The following is a 17,179-nucleotide window of genomic DNA, read 5'->3' as shown; positions in this document are numbered from 1 at the left end:
GCCCCCCGCGCGCGGCGCGGGGCCACCGCGACCGGTGCCGTCCGTCGGACAGCACCTCGACCGGCGACGACTGCTCGTCGCCGGTCACGGCGTCGTGCTCGTCCGTCACGACGTCACGGGGCCTGGAAGCCGGCGGCGGCGAGGACCTGCTCGCCCTGCGACGAGGCCACGAAGGCGGCGAAGGCCTGCGCCGCGGCGGCGTTGGCGCTGCCCTTGACGGGGGCGATCGGGTAGGTGGTGATGGCCTTGGCCGCCTCGGGGAAGTCGACGCCGGTGACCTTGCCGTTCGCGCCCTTCACGTCCGTCTTGTAGACGAGCGCGGCGTCCACCTCGCCCAGCTCGACCTTGTTGAGCGCGGAGGTGACGTCCTGCTCCAGGGTGACGGGGGTGAGCTTGACGCCGCTGGCGGCCAGCGCCTTCACGGCGGCCGCGCCGCAGGGCACCGTCTTCGCGCACAGCGCCACCTTGACGCCGGAGGCGTTCAGGCCCGCGAGCGTGGTCAGGTGCTTCGGGTTGCCCGGCGCGACCGCGATCTCCAGCTCGTTCTTGGCGAAGTCGACCGGCGTGCCCACGGCGTCGCCCTTGGAGACGACGGTCTGCATCGTCGTCGTGCTGGCGGCGGCGAAGACGTCGGCCGGGGCCCCGGAGACGATCGAGGCGGCCAGGGTGTCGCTGCCGCCGAAGTTGAAGGTGACCGTGGTGCCCGGGTGGGCGGCCTCGAACTCCTTGCCGAGCTCGGTGAAGGTGTTCTTCAGCGACGCGGCGGCGAAGACCGTGATCTTGCCGCTGACGGCCGCGCCGGAGGCGGTGGAGGAGGCAGAGGCCGAGGCCGAGGAACCGGAGGAGCCGGCAGAGGAGGACGAGGAGCTGCAGGCGGCGAGGCCCAGCAGGGCGAGCGCGGCGGTGGAGGCGACGGCGGTGCGGCGCAGGCGGAGCACGGAGCGAGTGGTCATGCGGGAACCCCCAAGGTTCTTCGGCTCTTCGGAAGGACACGGACGCCGGCCGGACGGGTCGGCCGGGACGGACCGCGGCTCAGGTCCGTTCGACGACGACGTTGGTCGACTTGATCACAGCCACAGCGGGCACGCCGGGCTCCAGGCCCAGCTCCTCCGCGGACTCCCTGCTGATCAGCGAGACGACGCGGAACGGCCCCGCCTGGATCTCCACCTGTGCGGCGACGTCCCCGAGGATCACTTCGGTGACGATGCCGCGGAAGCGGTTGCGCGCCGATGAGGGCAGGCCCCCCTCGGCCGTCTCCGACCGCGCGAGTTCGCGGGCGAAGGCGGCGAGTTCGGGGCCCGGCACGATGCGATGACCGTGTTCGTCCCGCTGCGCGCTGAGCCGGCCCGCGTCGACCCAGCGGCGCATGGTGTCCGCGCTGACGCCGAGCAGAGCGGCGGCCTCGCCGATCCGATAGCTGTTCACGTGACGATCATCCTGTCGCACCTGCTGCCCCTTCGTCACTCGTAGCATGGCACAAGCGAGCCTTGGGATGAACTTCCTCTCGCATGTGCGGGCCTCCAGTGATCATCGGCAGCGCTCCGCACGCCTTCCGGACCCGTCCGCATGCTGACCGACCCGGTCCCGAAACGGAATCCGCCCCTATGATCTTGGTACGGACCATCGATGGTGGGGGCGGCATGGGGAGTGGGCAGGACGGGCAGGAGGCGCGCACGCTGCGCCGGGCACGGATCTCGGTTGCGGCGGTCTTCGCCATCCACGGCGCGGCGGCGGGGAGCTTGGCCACCCGGATCCCCTGGATCAAGGACCATCTGCACCTGTCCGCGGGTCAGCTCGGCCTCGCCCTCGTGGCCCCCGCCATCGGCTCGTTCACCTCGATGCCGCTCGCTGGGCGCGTCCTGCACGCGCGCGGGCACCGGGCCGGGAACCGGCTGCTGATCTGCCTCTACGCCGCCGCGCTCGCGCTGCCCGCGCTGGCGCCGAACCTGCCGCTGCTGGTCCTTGCGCTCTTCGTCTACGGCGCGACGGCCGGGGTCGCGGACGTGGCGATGAACGCGCAGGCCGTGGAGGTGGAGGCGCGGCTCGGCCGGTCCGTCATGTCGGGGCTGCACGGGATGTGGAGCGTCGGCGGCCTGCTCGCCTCCGGAGTCGGGATCGCGGCGGCCGCGCTCGCCGTGCCCGGCTCCGTGCACCTGCCGCTCATGGCGGCCTGCCTGGTGCTGATCGCGCTGCCGGCTTGCCGCGGACTGCTGGACGTGCAGCCGGAGCCGGAGGAGGAGGCACCACCCAGGTTCGCCCTGCCGCCGCGCTCGGCCTTCGCGATCGGGCTGGTGGGCTTCTGCGCCGTCTTCGCCGAGGGCGCGGGCGGGGACTGGAGCGGCGTGTACCTGCGGTCCGTCGCGGGCGCCGCACCGGCCCTGGCGGCGGCGAGCTACACCGCGTTCGCGGGCACCATGGCGGCCGCGCGCCTGTCGGGCGACGCGGCGGTGCGCCGCTTCGGCGCCGTGCGTGCCACGCGCGGCAGCGGCGCGCTGGCCGCGGCGGGCGGTCTGCTGGTGGTGACGGCGGACAGCGCCGCGCAGGCCATCGCGGGGTTCGCGCTGCTCGGCGTCGGCATCGCCGTGGTCGTGCCGCTCTGCTTCGCGGCGGCCGGGCACAGCGGGGACAACCCGAGCCGGGCGATCGCGGGCGTGGCGACGGTGACGTACACCTCGGGCCTGATCGCCCCGGCGACGGTCGGCGCGATCGCGCAGGCGACGTCACTGCGCGTCAGCTTCGGCGTGGTGACGGCACTGACGCTGGGGCTGGTCGCGGGGGCGAGGCTGCTGGCCCCGAGGGCGGCGCCGCACAGCCGGACCGTCGCCCGGCGCGAGTCCGACGCAGTCGAATCGAATCTCTGATCGATTTCGAATATGCCGCTTTCTGGCTCATCCGACAAATCCGTGGCCGGAAAAGCTCAGGGCCCGCAATCATAGGCGCATGAGTTCCTCCGACTCCTTCGACCCGAGGGACCGTCAGATCGTCATTCCCGCCAAGGACGAGCGGGCCGATCCGCCCTACCTCCAGGGGGAGCGGGTCATGCTCGAAAGCTTCCTCGAGTGGCACCGGGACACGCTGGCGGTCAAATGCGCCGGCCTCGACGCGGCCCAGTTGCGCGAACGCTCCACGCCGCCGTCGACGCTTTCGCTGCTCGGTCTCGTCCGCCACCTGGCGGACGTGGAGCGGTACTGGTTCCGCGTCGTGCTCGACGGGCAGGACGCGCCGGCGCACTTCTGGACGGAGCAGTCGCCGGACGGCGACTTCGACGAGGTCGACACGGCCGACGTGGAGGCGTCCGTGTCGACCTGGCGTCAGGAGGTCGCGCTGGCCAGGGAGCTGGCGGGGGCGCGCACCCTCGACGACACCGGCACACGTCGCGGCGAGCAGGTGCCGCTGCGGTGGATCTACATCCACATGATCGAGGAGTACGCCCGCCACAACGGACACGCGGACCTGCTCCGCGAACGGATCGACGGCGTCACGGGCGAGTAGCGTGACGCCGGGAAGCGCGGCACCGTGCACGGCCGCGAGTCCTGAATGTGCCCGAAGGGGCGCGCGCGAAACCGGGCTCGCATCGAAGTCAGCAGATCCGGGGAACGAAAAATCGCATAACTGTTCGAGTGGAACCAGCTGAATCGCCGCCACGTCCGAATGAATCGTCAGAACGGTTGACACAGACGGCGCGGCGAGGCGTCCGGACGGGTGCCTTGTCGGTGATCAATGCGATACTCGGACAGCATCGTGGGAAACCACGTCAGCAAGAAGCCCGCCATGGACCGGTTCGACACCGGATTCGCGGGCACCACACGGGGCAGCAGGATAGATGGGGAGGTTGGACATGGGAGCAGCACTGCGTGACGACTACCGCGGGTGGCTGTCGCCGTCGGGGAGGTACCCGGTGGCGGTCCCGGACTACGAGGAGCCGTGGGACTCCCCGGAGCCCGAGGCGGCACCGCTGTCCCCCAAGATCACCCAGGTCCGTCCGACCAGCTTCGAGTCCGCCCGTGAGATCGGCGAGCACGTCCGCGTCGGCACCCCGGTGATCATGGACCTCAGCCAGATGGCGGATCCGGACGCGAAGCGCCTGATCGACTTCGCCTCCGGTCTGGTCTTCGGCACCCGCGGCACGATGGAGCGGATCGCCCGCCGGGTCTTCCTGCTCGCCCCGCCGGAGATCGAGGTCATGGTCATCGACAATGCCTCGGACGACTCCGGCTTCTACAACCAGAGCTGATCCCGCGTCGGGCTCTCTTGCCGGAGCCCGACGCGCGGACACCGCCGGCGCCGTGCCCCCGTCGCGGCTCCGGTGGTGCGGATCCTGTCAGTGCCCCCGCTTAGGCTGCAGGTCGGGAGTGGGACGGAGCAGCCGTCCCCCGGCAGGCCGGGAGCGGGTGAGACGATGTTCGCACTACACGGCATCTGGCGCGCGGACCGGCGCCTCGCGCTCTGGGCGGAGGATGCCGCCCGCCCGATCGCCCCTCCGGACGCCGAGGCGGGCCTGCACCCCTTCGCCTGTCCCCCCGCGGCGCTACGCGCGCTGCTGTCGGCCGTGGGGCCCGGCCTCGCCTGGCTCACCGAGCAGGCCTCGGAGGACGACACCCGCCTCCTGCTCCCGACCGCCGAGGGCACGCCGCTGCCCTCACCGGAGATCGCCTTCCCCTCGGCCCACGAACGCCGCGCCGCGGCACGGCTGACGCCGTGGCGGGTCCCGAGTCTCCTCTTCACCCCGGGCCAGGCCGCACAGCTCCTCGGCGCCCTCCACTCCCCCGACCGCCAGGCGGTCCACCCCGACCTCCCGGGCCTCGGCCCGGTCGAGGCCGCCTACGGCGCGTCGCTGCGCTGGCTCACCGCCCTCCACGACCTCGCCTGGCGCCTGACCGGTCGCGGCAGGGTCCTCCCCGCCGTCACGCTCCCCCGCGACACCACGCCCGCGTCCGCCGTGCCGGGCGGCGCCGAGCCGGACGTACAACCGGCTCCCGGCCCCGAGGCCGCCGAAAGCACCGCCGCGAGCTCCCCCAGCGGCGACCGACCCGACCGCCCCGCGTCCGCCGTGCCGGTCGGCCCCGGGCCGGGCGTGCGGCCGGGTCCCGGCCCTGAGCCGGGGGACGGCCCTGAGCCGGGGGACGGCCCTGAGCGCGACGCGGCCCAGGCGGGCGGGGCGTCCGCTTCCGGCGGGGCAGGCGCGTACGCACGGTGGGTCGCGGCGCCCGAGGGCGCGGATGTGGCGGAGCTGGCGGGGCTGGTGGCCGCATGTCCGCATGTGTGCCGAGCGGAGGCCGGGGCCAGGCGTGGGGCCGGAGCGCTCGCGGAGGAGCTGCTCGGGGTGCTCCTGGACGAGGAGACGCGGGCGCGGGTCTCCTCCGTGCCGTTCGAGGCCGGGCAGGGCTCGGACGTCGCGGCGCTCGTCGCCGCGCTGTGCGCCGAGGAGGGCGCGCTGCCGGGCCCGGCCGAGCGGTGGAGGCCGCTGGCCGAACGCCTGCGGCACTGGCGCGCGCCCGGCGAGGGCGCCTCGGGCAGCGGGCTGCGGCTGGGCTTCCGGTTGGTCGAGCCGTTCGGGCAGGCCGAGGAGGACGAGGACCGCTGGTGGCTCGAGCTGCTGCTCTCCCCCGCCGACGAGCCCTCGCACGTCGTCACCGCGGAGGACTTGTGGGCCGGCCGCGCGGGGGCGGAGGTGCTGGCCGAGACCGTGCCCGCGCCGGAGGGCCTGTTCGTGCTGGAGCTGCGGCGCGCCGCGCGCACGCATCCGCTGCTGGCCGTGCTCGCCGAGGAGGGGCGCCCGCAGGGCCGCTGGCTGGACCGGGCGGAGGCCCTCGCGTTCCTGCGGGACGCCGCGCCGCGCCTCGCCGAGGCGGGGTTCGAGGTGCTGCTGCCGTCCTGGTGGCGTGAACCTCCGGCGCTCGGGCTGCTGCTGGCGGCGCGTCCGGCCCAGGCGGGCGTCGTCGAGCAGGAGAGCACGGTCGGTCGGGACGAGCTGCTGGCCTTCCAGTGGCAGTTGGCCCTCGGCGGCGAGCCGCTGACAGTGGAGGAGCTGGCGCTGCTGACGGACGCCAAGGACACCCTCGTCCAGCTGCGCGGCCGCTGGGTGGTCGCCGATCCCGAGCGGCTCGCCGCCGCCACGGCCTTCCTCTCCCGCGAGGGCTCCGGGGAGATGGCCGTGTCCGAGGTGCTCGGTCTGATGCTGGACGCGCGCGAGCCCGCGGGGCTGCCGGTGCTCGCGGTCGAGGTCGAGGGCCGGCTGCGGGAGCTGATCGCCCGCCTGTCCGGTGGGAGCGGGAGTGCCGCGTCCGCCGGTTCGCCAGCGCCCGTCCCGCTGCCGGAGGCATTCACCGCCGAGCTGCGCCCCTACCAGCACGACGGCGTGGCCTGGCTCGCCCACCTCGCCCGGCTGGGCCTCGGCGGCGTGCTCGCCGACGACATGGGCCTCGGCAAGACCGTCCAGACCCTCGCCCTGCTCGCGGCCGAGTACGCAGGTGACGGCGGCGATCCTGCGCCGGGCGCGCCCACGCTCGTCGTCGTGCCGATGTCCCTGCTCGGCAACTGGGAACGCGAGTGCGTGCGGTTCGCGCCCATGCTGCGGGTGCACGTGCACCATGGCGCACGGCGCGGCGGCGCGGCCCGGGTGCGGGAGGCCGTGCTCGGCGCCGACGTCGTGCTCACCACCTACGGCCTGGCGGCCCGTGACTTCACCGCGCTGCGTGCGATCGCCTGGCACCGGGTGGTCGCCGACGAGGCCCAGCACCTGAAGAACGCCGCGACGCTGCAGTCCCGCGCGGTGCGGGCGCTGCCCGCCGCGCACCGCGTGGCGCTCACCGGCACGCCGGTGGAGAACCGTCTGGCCGATCTCCACTCGCTGCTCGACTTCGTGAACCCCGGTCTGTTCGGCACCGCCGAGCAGTTCAAGGAGCGGTACTCGGTGGCGATCGAGCGCAACGCGAGCGAGCGCGCCACCGCCCTGCTGCGTCGCCGGACCGAGCCGTTCGTGCTGCGCCGCGTCAAGACCGATCCGGCGATCGCGGCGGAGCTGCCGCGCAAGCAGGAGATGACGGTGCTCTGCAATCTGACGGTGGAGCAGGCCGCGCTCTACCGGGCCGTCGTCACCCGGCTGCTCCAGCGGATCAAGGGTTTCGGTTACACGCGGGATCTGGAGCGGCGCGGCTCGGTGCTGGCCGCGCTGACCCGGCTCAAACAGGTCTGCGACCATCCGGCGCTCTTCACCGGCGAGGGCGCGCGCGGCGGCGCGGTGCGCGTCGCGGGCCGCTCCGGCAAGGTGGCGCTGCTGGAGGAGATCCTGGAGCAGGCGCTCGCGGAGGGCGACAGCACTCTCTGCTTCACCCAGTACGCGCAGTTCGGCAAGCTGCTCCAGCCCTATCTGCGGCGTCGCCTCGGCTGCCGGGTCCGGTTCCTGCACGGCGGCGTGCCCGAGCCCGAGCGGCGGCGGTTGGTGGACGCGTTCCAGGAGGACGGGGAGCCTTCCGTGTTCCTGCTCTCCCTCAAGGCGGGCGGCACGGGCCTGAACCTGACGGCCGCCAACCAGGTGGTGCACCTGGATCGTTGGTGGAACCCGGCGGTCGAGGAGCAGGCCACCGACCGTGCCTTCCGGATCGGCCAGCGCCGCGACGTCCAGGTGCGGCGGCTGGTGTGCGTGGGCACCGTGGAGGAGCGGGTGGACGAACTGCTCACCGCCAAGCGGGCGCTGGCCGACGCGGTGATCGGCGAGGGCGTGCCGGCCGGCGCCGGCGTCCTGGAGGTGCTGACGGCGTTGTCCCCGGATGCGTTGGCGGATGTGCTGTCCCTGGCGGAGGAGGCGGTGAGCGAGCTGTGAGCGTGCTGCCGTGGTCCGAGCGGTTCCTGGCCCGCGTCGAGTCCCTGGGCATCGGCCTGTACGCGGCGCAGATGCGGGAGGCGGGCGGCTCGGCGCAGGTGCGGGAGGTCTCGGTGACGCCGGGCTCGGCGCGGGGGCGGGTCGGCGGGGTCGACGCGTGGGCCGACCTCGCTGTCTTCGACGCCGAGCAGTGGCGGCTGGCCGAGGAAGCCCTGGCGCAGGTCCGCCGCCGCCTGCTCGCCGGCGAGTTCCCGCCGGACGCCGACGGGCTGCTGGCCGGTGTGGGCCTGCCGCTGCTGCCCGCGCGAGCGTCCGAGCTCACCCTCGACTGCGCCTGTGGCCGCACCGGCGGTGCGGACGGAGCGGTGTGCCGACATGTCGCGGCACTGCTCGGCGGGCTGGCCCTGCTCTTCGACCAGGACCCGTTCCTGCTGCTGCGCTGGCGCGGCCGCGACCGCCTCCGGGTGCTCGCCCACCTGCGCCGCATGCCGACCCCGACGGGCCCGGAGCCGCTCACCCCCACCCCGACGGGCTTCTGGACCGAGCCGGCCCCGTATCCGCCGCCGGGCGGCGACGACCTTCCGGCCGCGCCGGCCCTGGACGGTCTGGGCCCGACGGGTCTCACCCTCCACGGCCGCCCGCTGGACCGCACCCTGCGGCGGCTCTACCAGGCGATGACGGAGGACTGAGGGCGCCGTGCTTGCGGCGGAGAACGTCCAGGTCTCGGCGGACCGCCTCGTCCGGCGTGCCGAGCACGGCGGCGAGCTCGTCGGCGAGCAGGGGGGGCGGGCCCCGTCGGCGCCGGATCGAGGAAGTCGGGCACGTATCCCGCCGCGAGCGCGATGAGTTCGGCCAGCCAGCCGCGCTCCAGCCCGGCGGCGGCGACCCGACTCCGAACCTGCCCCGCCCACCTGCGGTGGGCGGGGCAGCCGACGTGGCCGCGCAGCACACGGAAGCTCGTGCCGACCTCCCACAGGGGCGAGACGGCGAACCGCATGGACAGCAAGTCCTGCACGGAGAAAGCAAGTTCAGCCATCACTCCCCCCGCGCGCCGCGCTACGCGGCCGACGATCCGATCCTGGCTTAATCAATGGCGGTCACCCTGGCGGGCCGCGATCATTCCCGAGGTGACCACAGAGAACACGAGCACGACCACCGCCACGAGCCCCGCCGCCGCAGCCGGGACCTGGACGCTCGGCGACCTGACCGTCAACCGGATCGGCCTGGGGGCGATGCGGCTGCCGCAGACGGGCGCCGCCTTCCACCCCGACGCTCCGCCGCGCGACCGGGACCAGGCGATCCGGGTCCTGCGCCGCGCCGTCGAGCTCGGCGTGAACCACATCGACACGGCGGCGTTCTACTTCTCCGCCACCCGCAGCGCGAACGAGCTGATCAACCGGGCACTCGCCCCCTACCGTGACGACCTCGTCGTCGTCACCAAGGTTGGACCCGGCCGGGACCCCTCCGGCGCCTGGATCGCCCACGCCGGACCTGAGCAGTTGCGCGGCCAGGTGGAGGAGAACCTGCGCCAGCTCGGCCGCGACCACCTCGACGTGGTGAACCTGCGCATCCTCGGCGACGCCCCGGTCGCGGAGCGCTTCGGTGTGCTCGCGGACCTCCGGAAACAGGGACTGATCCGCCACCTGGGCCTGTCCAACATCCGACCGCACCACCTGGAGGAGGCCCAGGCGATCGCGCCGGTGGTCTGCGTGCAGAACCCGTTCGGTCTCGGCACGGCCACCGCCGAGCAGGGCGAGCTCCTGCGGGTCTGCGGCGAGCAGGGCATCGCGTTCGTCCCCTTCTACGCGATCGCGGGCGCCGGACGCGAGAGGGGAGCGGGCGGCCAGGAGCCGGAGGCGCTCCAGGCGCTCGCCCGCGCCCACGGTGTCAGCACCGCCCAGCTGCGCATCGCCTGGACGCTGCACCAGGGCCCGCACGTGCTGGCCATCCCCGGCACGGGCGACCCGGCACACCTGGAGGCGAACGTCGCGGCCGCCGGGCTGCGCCTCTCGCCCGCGGAGCTCGACGCCCTGGACGCTGCGCACCGGGCGGACACCCGGTGACGGCCAACCGCCTCGGCTCGGTCGCCGCGCTGTGGCGCTATCCGGTGAAGTCGATGCTGGGCGAGGCGCTCGACGAGGCCGCCGTCACCGAGAGCGGGCTGGACGGCGACCGGCGGCTGGCGGTCCTCGACGTCGCGACGGGAAAGGTGGCCAGCGCCAAGCAGCCGCGGCTCTGGCGCGGCCTGCTGATGTTCCGTGCGACGCTGGCCGCGGCCGAGGGCGCGCCGGTTCGGATCCGACGCCATGACGACAGGTCCTGTCGGGAGGCCGGGGATCCGGCCACCGACGCCCTGCTCTCCGGGGTGCTCGGGCGGGCGGTCACGCTGATCGACACGCCGCCGGCGGGTGCCACGCTGGATCGCGCCCGGCCGGATCAGGTGCTGCGCGACGGTGTGACGGCCGAGGTGGACGCGGATGTCGTCGCCTTCGGGTCGGCCTCGCCGCCGGGCGCCTTCTTCGACTTCGCCCCGCTCCACCTGGTGACCACGGCGACGCTGGCCCGGATCGCCGAACTGAGCCCGCGCGGGCGGGTCGAGCTGCAGCGGTACCGGCCCAATCTGGTCCTCGACACCACCGAGGAGCCGTTCGCCGAGCACGCCTGGGCCGGGCGGGAGTGGCGTGTCGGCCCGGAGCTGGTGCTGCGCGTCGTCGCCTCGACCCCGCGGTGCGCGGTGCCGACGCTGGCCCACGGTCCGCTCCCTGGTGATGCGGACGCGCTCCGTGTCCCCTCCGTCCACCATCGGGTGCCTGCGCTTCCCGGCCGGCCGGCCGAGCCGTGCGTGGGCGTGTACGCGCAGGTCGTACGGCCCGGGCGGGTCCGGTTGGGCGACTCGGTGACAAGACAGTCGACTATCCCATGAGACATAGCTGTCTCACTTGATATATCCTTGCTCCATGGCCACCGATCGCGAATCCGTCCTCCTCGCCGCCGTCGGGCTGCTCTCACGGCAGCCCACCGCGGCGATGGACGAGATCGCGCGGGCGGCCGGCATCAGCCGGGCCACGCTGCACCGGCTCTTCCCGGGCCGTGAGGCGCTGATCCACGAGATCGGCACACTGGCCCTGGCCCGGATGGGGGCGGCTCTGGACGCCGCCACCGTCGAGGAGGGCGATCCCGTCGCGGCCGTGCGACGTCTCGCGGACGCGGTGATTCCGCACGCGCAGCTCGTCGCCTTCATCTCCGGCGAGAGCCGTCTCTTCGACGACGACGCCATCAACGACGCCTGGGACCGGGTCGACGCCCGCGTCGCCGCGCTCTTCCTGCGCGGCCAGCAGTCGGGCGCGTTCCGGATCGAGCTGCCCGCCTCCTGGCTCAGCGAGGCCTTCTTCGACCTGCTCGCCGGTGTCGGCTGGGCCGTCCAGGACGGACGCCTCGCCCACCGCGAGAGCAACCGCGCGCTGACCGAGCTGTTCCTCGGCGGCGCGGTCCGCCGGGACTGACCCCGATGACGCCGCACTCGATCCCCGCTTCTCACGACACTTCCCTGCCACCAGGACCGAGAGCCTCCGATGACCACGGACATGACCGTGCCGCAGACCACCTCCGCCTACCGATATAACCGCCCGGGTGCGCCCGCGGGCAGCCCGCGCACCCGCTGGACCGCGCTTGCGGTCCTCGTCCTGGCCGTGCTCCTGGTGGCCGTCGACGCCACCGTGCTGGTCCTCGCGCTGCCCTTCATCAGCGAGAGCCTGAACCCCTCCGCACCGCAGCTGCTCTGGATCGGCGACAGCTACTCCTTCGTCATCGCCGGTCTGCTGGTGAGCATGGGCTCGCTCAGCGACCGCATCGGCCGCCGCAAGCTGCTGCTGCTCGGCGCGGCCGCCTTCGGCGTCGCCTCACTGCTGGCCGCCTACGCCCCGAGCGCCGGCTGGCTGATCGCCGCCCGCGCCCTGCTGGGCGTCGCCGGTGCGACGATCATGCCGTCCACGCTGTCGTTGATCCGCACCCTCTTCCCCGACGACCGCGAGCGCGCCCGCGCCATCGGCATCTGGGGCGCCGCGGCGACCGCCGGCGCGGCCGCCGGTCCGCTGCTGGGCGGTGTGCTGCTGGAGCACTTCTGGTGGGGGTCCGTCTTCCTGATCAACGTGCCGCTGGTGCTGGTGCTGCTGGTACTCGGCGCACGCCTGCTGCCCGAGTCCCGTGACCCGAAGCCGGGCGCATGGGACCTGCCGAGCGTGGGCCTGTCGCTGGTCGGCATCATCGGCACGGTCTACGCCGTCAAGGAGGGCGCCGTCGAGGGCCTGGCTCGCCCGGACGTCTGGCTCGCCGGCGTGCTCGGCGTCCTCTGTCTGACCGCCTTCTGGCGCCGCCAGCTGCGGCTGCCGATGCCGCTGCTGGACGTGCGGCTCTTCGCCAACCGCCGGTTCACGGCGGCGGTGCTGGCCGCGCTGATCGCCCTGATCGGGCTCTCCGGCGTCGTCTTCTTCCTGGCCCAGTACTTCCAGCTGGTCCGCGGCTACTCTCCGCTGGTCGCCGGCCTCGCCGACATGCCGGCGTTCGCCGGGTCCACGCTGGGCGCGCTGGTCGCCGCGCGGCTCGCGTCGCGCGCCGGCCACCGCCGCGCCCTGGCGGGCGCGCTGCTGGCGATGGGTCTCGGCATCGGCGTGCTCGGCTGGCTGGACGCCACGACGCCCTACCTGGTGATCGGCGTCGCGTTCACGGCGATCGGCATGGTCGAGGGCACCGTCTACGCCCTCTCCACGACGATGGTGCTGGACGCGTCCCCGGCCGCCAAGGCCGGCGCGGCCTCCGCCGTCTCCGAGACGGCGTACGAGCTGGGCACGGCCCTCGGCATCGCCCTGGTCGGCACCGTGACCACGGCGATCTACCGCTCCGGCCTCCCGGCGGGCAGTTCGGAAGCCGCCCGCAACTCACTCGGCGGCGCGGTCGAGTCCGCGCACGCCCTGCCGACCGCTGAGGGCGAGAGCCTGCTGCGCGCGGCGCAGGAGTCCTTCGTCCACGGGCTGAACGTCGCCGCGCTGCTCTCCGGCGGCCTGCTGGTCGCCGCCGCGGCGCTGGTCTGGTTCCTCATGCGCCGCACCAGCCGCTGACGCTCACCTCTGTCGCCACGCCTCTGGCCTCCGCCCCGAAAGCCGCCCGCACTTGGCGCGCTGGCGTGCTTTCAGGGGGAGAGCCACGTGGTCGTCCCGGGTGCTGTGGGTCCGGTGGTGGGCCGCCCTCGTCGCCCGGACGGACGCGGTGGCGCGACGGAGCCGGAACGCTGCGCCGGAGGCTGCCCAGGGCACCCCCGCCACCTGGTCCGAGCGCCGACGGCGCAGCCGGCTCCGGGCGGTGGTCCCCATGACCCTCGCCCTGGACGCGGCGTTCGTCCGGCGCTTCAACCGTCCGCGCGCGCTGGTGCCGCCGGCGCTGCGCGGGGATCCGGGCACCGTCGTCGACTTCCCGGCACGACGGCGCGGCCGCCGCAACGGCTGGCGCCACGCCTAGGACCGGCTCTGAGGGCTCGCCCAGGTGCTGATCCGCGCCCGCAGCGAGCGGGCGTCCAGGCCGTGGGCGGCGATGTGCTCCTGCATCGTCCCGTAGTGCCGCAGTTCCTGCCGCGAGACGCCGAGGCCGAGAACGCGGTGCGGGAGGTCGGTGAGGGCCTCCGTGACGAACGGGGTCGAGGTGCCCGCCAGGTAGGGCTCGACGACGACCACCTCCGCGCTCGCCCGGTCCCTGAGCGCGCCGCGCAGGGCCGCGAAGTCGAACGGCCGGACCGTCGAGGCGTAGAGCACGGTCGCGTTCAGGCCTTCGACCGCCGCCAGCACGTCGTCGAGCACCGGGCCGACCGCGATCACCACCGGTCCGCCGCGCCCCTCACGGACGGTCAGGAAACGGCCGGGGGTGACGGGCCGGGCCTCCGCGTTGCGCTGCAGCGACAGGCGGACGTAGACGAGACCGTCGGCGGCGGCGGCGTCGCGGAGCAGCAGCTCCGCCTCGTCCGGGTGGCCGGGGACGTGCACCGTCCAGCCGGGCAGGGTGTCGAGCAGGGCCACGTCGCCCGGCGACATGTGAGTGCGGCCCCCGGCCGGCCAGTCGTAGGAGCCGAGCGCACTGACCAGCACCGCGCCGACACCCTGGTGCCCGAGGTCCAGCTTCACCTGCTCGAAGGGACGCTCGACGAGGAAGCTGCCGAAGGTGTGGGCGATCGGGCGCAGCCCGGTCAGCGCGAGGCCGCCGGTCGCACCGATCAGCAGCTGCTCGCGGATCCCGACGTTGACGACCCGGTCGGGATGTGCCGCCGCGGCGGCGTCGAATCCGGAGGCGGAGATGTCGGCGAGCACGACGGCGAGGCGCGGGTCCTCCTCCAGGAGGTCGCTCGCGGTGGAGATGAAACGGTCACGCATGGTCGCGGCAGCGGTGGTGGTCATGGCAGGAATCCCCCGGTCGGTTCAGTTCTTGGGCTCGACGACGGCGACGACCGCGTGCGGCCGTCCCGGGTGCGGCGTGGTGAACGCCTCGAACAGCGCAGCGTGGTCGCGACCGTCGACGGTCGCCGTCGACCAGCCCGCAGCGGCGAAGTGCGAGGCGACCCCGCCGTGCCATCCGTGCGTGGCGGACTGGTTGTCGATCACGACGGTGTGCAGCCGCTCCAGCCCGGCCGCTCCGGCATAGGCGATCGCCTCGTGGTTGCTGCCCTCGTCCAACTCGGCGTCACCGACCAGCACCCACACGGCGGGGTCCAGCAGCCCCTGCGCCCGCAGCCCCAGCGCGGTCCCGACGCCGAGCGGCAGTCCGTGACCGAGCGAGCCACTGCCGATCTCCACACCCGGGACCAGCGTCCGGTCCGGGTGGTGACCCAGCGGGGAGTCGTAGCCACCGAAGCCCTCCAACAGCTCCGGCGCGATGAACCCCTTGGCGGCGAGCACGGCGTAGTAGGCCATCGGACCGTGCCCCTTGGACAGCAGGAAGCGGTCCCGCGCCGCATCGTCGACGGCCTCGGGGGCGACCCTCAGCACCCGGTCGTACAGGACCCACAGCACGTCCAGGGTCGAACTCGCGGCCGGCCCGTGTTTGTCGGCGCCGGTCATCCGGCTCATCAGCCCGGCCAGGTCATCGAAGGTGTACAGCGTGCGGGTGTCGGCGTCCGCCGTGGTCAGCGTCATGGGATGAGCGTGCAACTTCAAGCGCACTTGAGGTCAAGCCGGGCCCTCGCGGTTCAGCTGGCCGGGCCCTCCAGTCGACGTACGGAACACCTCAACCGGCCTACCTCACACGGAGATTCGAACTCGTTCCGGCCCGACCGGCTCAGCACGGTCACGTTGTCGGTTGCCGGCGCCGACGAGTAGGGCCAGTCCGCACCAGAGCCGCGCTCCCAGGCGCCCCGATCGGAGCCGAGCGAGCACCCCGATCCACCCAGGCAGCCGGTCAGACAGCCGCCCTTCGCCCGCGCGGCGCTTTCCGCGTCGCCGTCCTGGTCGAGCAGGTCTTCCAGCGTCTGCACCCCGCGCCGCCACCCCACCGCACGAAACCCGACGCGCCGGGCGAGAGCCCGGTTCCCATGCAGCTCCCTACCGTCCGAGGTCTGGCCAGTCGTCACCCTGAACCCGGGCGTGGAGGTGCTCGTCATGCCAACCGTCGTGGTGGAGCAGGGCGCTGCGCATCGTTCCCTCCAGGGTGAAGCCGGCCTTCTCCGCCACCCGGCAGGAGGCCGTATTGGCGACGGAATGGGTGATCCGGAGGCGGTGCAGCCCGAGGTCGTCCAGCGCCCAGCGACTGATGCGGAGGACCGCGTCGGCCATCGCCCCTCGACCCCGGCCGCCCGGAAGGAGCCAGTAGAGAAACTCGGCACTGCCGCCGCCGAGATCGACATCGCTCAGACCGATCAAGCCCACCGGGCTCGTCGCTCCGGGTTCGGCAATCGCCCAGATCGCGGCCGCTTCGTCCTGCCAGCGCTTCTCCCAGCGACCGATCCGGGCGCGCGCGGCCTCGAGCGACAGCTCCCCCGGGCGGTTCCAGCGCTGGACGTCCGGGTCCCGGCACGCGTCCGCGAGAACCTGCGCGTCCTCGGCGCACCATGGGCGCAGCTCCAAGCCGCAGGCCAGGCGGAACGCGGGCTGTTCGGCTCGGCCCATCCGGCCCTGGGGAACAACAGCCGGTATCGGAACGATCATCCGGGCATCATGCCAGAGCCCGAACGAAGCGGTGCACGCGCTCATGACGCCGACGCTCGGGGTGACACCGCCGTCGGGTCGCGCTCGCGCCCGTATGGTGGCGGTATGGCGAGGACTCGGCTGTACCGGGACGGCAATCTGGTCCTGGAGGACTTTCCCTCCGCGGACATCTCCGACTACGTGGGCGATCCCGACGCGGTGGTGTGGCTGGATCTGTGCGCGCCCACCCCGGACGACTTCGCCATGATCTCGGAGGAGTTCGGGCTGCACGAGCTGGCGGTCGAGGACGCCCGCCACGAACACCAGCGCCCCAAGCTGGACCGCTACCGCACACACTCCTTCCTGAGCACCTACGCGGTGCACGCCGAGCCGGACGGGGACGGTCTGGACACCACCGAGATCTCGGTGTTCATCACCGCCAACGCGCTGATCACCGTCCGGCCCGACGACCGCTTCGACATCGAGGCGGTCGTCGCGCGGTGGGACGACACGCCGGAGCTGGCGCGGTACGGGGTGGGGTTCCTGCTCTACGGGCTGCTGGACTTCGTCGTGGACGGCCACTTCGCCGCGGTGCAGGATCTCGACGACCGGCTGGAGCAGTTGGAGGACCTGCTGTTCGAGGAGGGCCGGCGGCAGGTCCAGGAGGTGCAGCGCCGGTCGTTCGAGCTGCGCAAGACGCTGGTGCACCTGCGCCGGGTCGTGCTGCCGATGCGGGAGGTGGTGAACTCCCTGCTGCGCCGCGACCTGCACATCGTCGCCGAGCCGATGGTCCCCTACTACCAGGACGTCTACGACCACGTCCTGCGGGCCACCGAGTGGACCGAGTCACTGCGCGACCTGGTCGGCTCCATCATGGAGACGAACCTCACCGTCCAGGGGAACCGCATGAACATGATCATGAAGAAGGTGACCAGCTGGGCGGCCATCATCGCCGTGCCGACCGCGATCACGGGCTTCTACGGGCAGAACGTCCCCTACCCGGGGTTCAGCAAGGAGTGGGGCTTCGTTACCTCCACCGGGGCCATGATCGTGATCTCCGTACTGCTCTACCTGGGATTCAAGAAGCGCGACTGGATCTGACCAGAGGCATCCCGCACTCCACCCCGGCCCTGCTCCCAGTAGGCTGCGCACGCCGGCCATGCGGGCCGAGGGGGAAGGAACACGCACTGTACTGGGT

General features: G+C 73.3%; 16 protein-coding genes. 11 read left to right on the top strand and 5 right to left on the bottom strand.

The genetic code is table 11. From position 1 onward, the window contains the following. Positions 1-113 precede the first annotated feature (113 nt). Complete coding sequence (gene modA / locus TR49_RS22460; RefSeq protein WP_042384246.1) at positions 114-953, bottom strand: molybdate ABC transporter substrate-binding protein; 840 nt, start codon at positions 951-953, stop codon at positions 114-116. Between the two features lie 79 nt (positions 954-1,032). Beyond that, complete coding sequence (locus TR49_RS22455) at positions 1,033-1,425, bottom strand: TOBE domain-containing protein (RefSeq protein ID WP_042367227.1); 393 nt, start codon at positions 1,423-1,425, stop codon at positions 1,033-1,035. A 215-nt stretch (positions 1,426-1,640) separates the two neighbouring features. Between TR49_RS22455 and TR49_RS22450 the strand changes: the two genes are divergently transcribed. The 10 genes from TR49_RS22450 to TR49_RS43970 all read left to right on the top strand — a co-directional run bounded on the left by TR49_RS22450 (position 1,641) and on the right by TR49_RS43970 (position 13,333). Continuing rightward, positions 1,641-2,861, top strand: a complete 1,221-nt coding sequence (locus TR49_RS22450; protein ID WP_042384242.1) for an MFS transporter — start codon at positions 1,641-1,643, stop codon at positions 2,859-2,861. Between the two features lie 79 nt (positions 2,862-2,940). Further along, positions 2,941-3,492, top strand: a complete 552-nt coding sequence (locus tag TR49_RS22445) for a DinB family protein (RefSeq protein ID WP_201776215.1) — start codon at positions 2,941-2,943, stop codon at positions 3,490-3,492. Between the two features lie 346 nt (positions 3,493-3,838). Continuing rightward, positions 3,839-4,234, top strand: coding sequence for a cell division protein SepF (locus tag TR49_RS22440; protein WP_042384238.1), 396 nt, complete (start codon positions 3,839-3,841; stop codon positions 4,232-4,234). A 165-nt stretch (positions 4,235-4,399) separates the two neighbouring features. Further along, complete coding sequence (locus TR49_RS22435) at positions 4,400-7,822, top strand: DEAD/DEAH box helicase (RefSeq protein WP_042384236.1); 3,423 nt, start codon at positions 4,400-4,402, stop codon at positions 7,820-7,822. Further along, the gene (locus TR49_RS22430) at positions 7,819-8,511 is read left to right on the top strand and encodes a hypothetical protein (protein ID WP_042384234.1); all 693 of its coding nucleotides are present in this window, start codon (positions 7,819-7,821) and stop codon (positions 8,509-8,511) included. The genes TR49_RS22435 and TR49_RS22430 overlap by 4 nt, the downstream gene beginning before the upstream one ends. A 429-nt stretch (positions 8,512-8,940) precedes the next feature. After that, the gene (locus TR49_RS22425) at positions 8,941-9,885 is read left to right on the top strand and encodes an aldo/keto reductase (RefSeq protein WP_236653492.1); all 945 of its coding nucleotides are present in this window, start codon (positions 8,941-8,943) and stop codon (positions 9,883-9,885) included. Then, positions 9,882-10,745 (top strand): MOSC domain-containing protein, encoded by an 864-nt coding sequence (locus TR49_RS22420; RefSeq protein ID WP_236653489.1) that lies wholly within the window; start codon positions 9,882-9,884, stop codon positions 10,743-10,745. Before TR49_RS22425 ends, TR49_RS22420 begins: the two co-directional genes overlap by 4 nt. A gap of 34 nt (positions 10,746-10,779) precedes the next feature. After that, positions 10,780-11,325, top strand: a complete 546-nt coding sequence (locus TR49_RS22415; RefSeq protein ID WP_042384229.1) for a TetR/AcrR family transcriptional regulator — start codon at positions 10,780-10,782, stop codon at positions 11,323-11,325. A 69-nt stretch (positions 11,326-11,394) separates the two neighbouring features. Further along, positions 11,395-12,936 carry an MFS transporter gene (locus TR49_RS22410; RefSeq protein WP_042384227.1) on the top strand — a complete coding sequence of 514 codons (1,542 nt, stop codon included), beginning with the start codon at positions 11,395-11,397 and terminating at the stop codon, positions 12,934-12,936. Positions 12,937-13,186: 250 nt separating this feature from the next. After that, positions 13,187-13,333 (top strand): hypothetical protein, encoded by a 147-nt coding sequence (locus tag TR49_RS43970; protein WP_160311627.1) that lies wholly within the window; start codon positions 13,187-13,189, stop codon positions 13,331-13,333. On the opposite strand, the gene TR49_RS22400 is transcribed toward TR49_RS43970, so the two are convergent. The 3 genes from TR49_RS22400 to TR49_RS22390 all read right to left on the bottom strand — a co-directional run bounded on the left by TR49_RS22400 (position 13,330) and on the right by TR49_RS22390 (position 16,047). Then, positions 13,330-14,259, bottom strand: a complete 930-nt coding sequence (locus TR49_RS22400; RefSeq protein WP_042384222.1) for a transketolase family protein — start codon at positions 14,257-14,259, stop codon at positions 13,330-13,332. The two genes, TR49_RS43970 and TR49_RS22400, sit on opposite strands and share 4 nt — an antisense overlap. A 21-nt stretch (positions 14,260-14,280) precedes the next feature. Next, on the bottom strand, positions 14,281-14,994 hold the full coding sequence (locus TR49_RS22395) for a thiamine pyrophosphate-binding protein (RefSeq protein WP_174501597.1): 714 nt from the start codon (positions 14,992-14,994) through the stop codon (positions 14,281-14,283). A 405-nt stretch (positions 14,995-15,399) separates the two neighbouring features. Next, a complete protein-coding gene (locus TR49_RS22390; protein WP_236653488.1) occupies positions 15,400-16,047 on the bottom strand; it encodes a GNAT family N-acetyltransferase in 648 nt (215 codons plus the stop codon). A 60-nt stretch (positions 16,048-16,107) separates the two neighbouring features. On the opposite strand from TR49_RS22390, the gene TR49_RS22385 reads away from it, so the two are divergent. Further along, positions 16,108-17,082 (top strand): magnesium transporter CorA family protein, encoded by a 975-nt coding sequence (locus TR49_RS22385; RefSeq protein ID WP_042384219.1) that lies wholly within the window; start codon positions 16,108-16,110, stop codon positions 17,080-17,082. Positions 17,083-17,179: the final 97 nt, after the last annotated feature.

It is taken from the genome of Streptacidiphilus melanogenes (assembly GCF_000787835.1).
Taxonomy (GTDB): domain Bacteria; phylum Actinomycetota; class Actinomycetes; order Streptomycetales; family Streptomycetaceae; genus Streptacidiphilus; species Streptacidiphilus melanogenes.
This window is presented reverse-complemented; position numbering and strand designations above follow the sequence as displayed.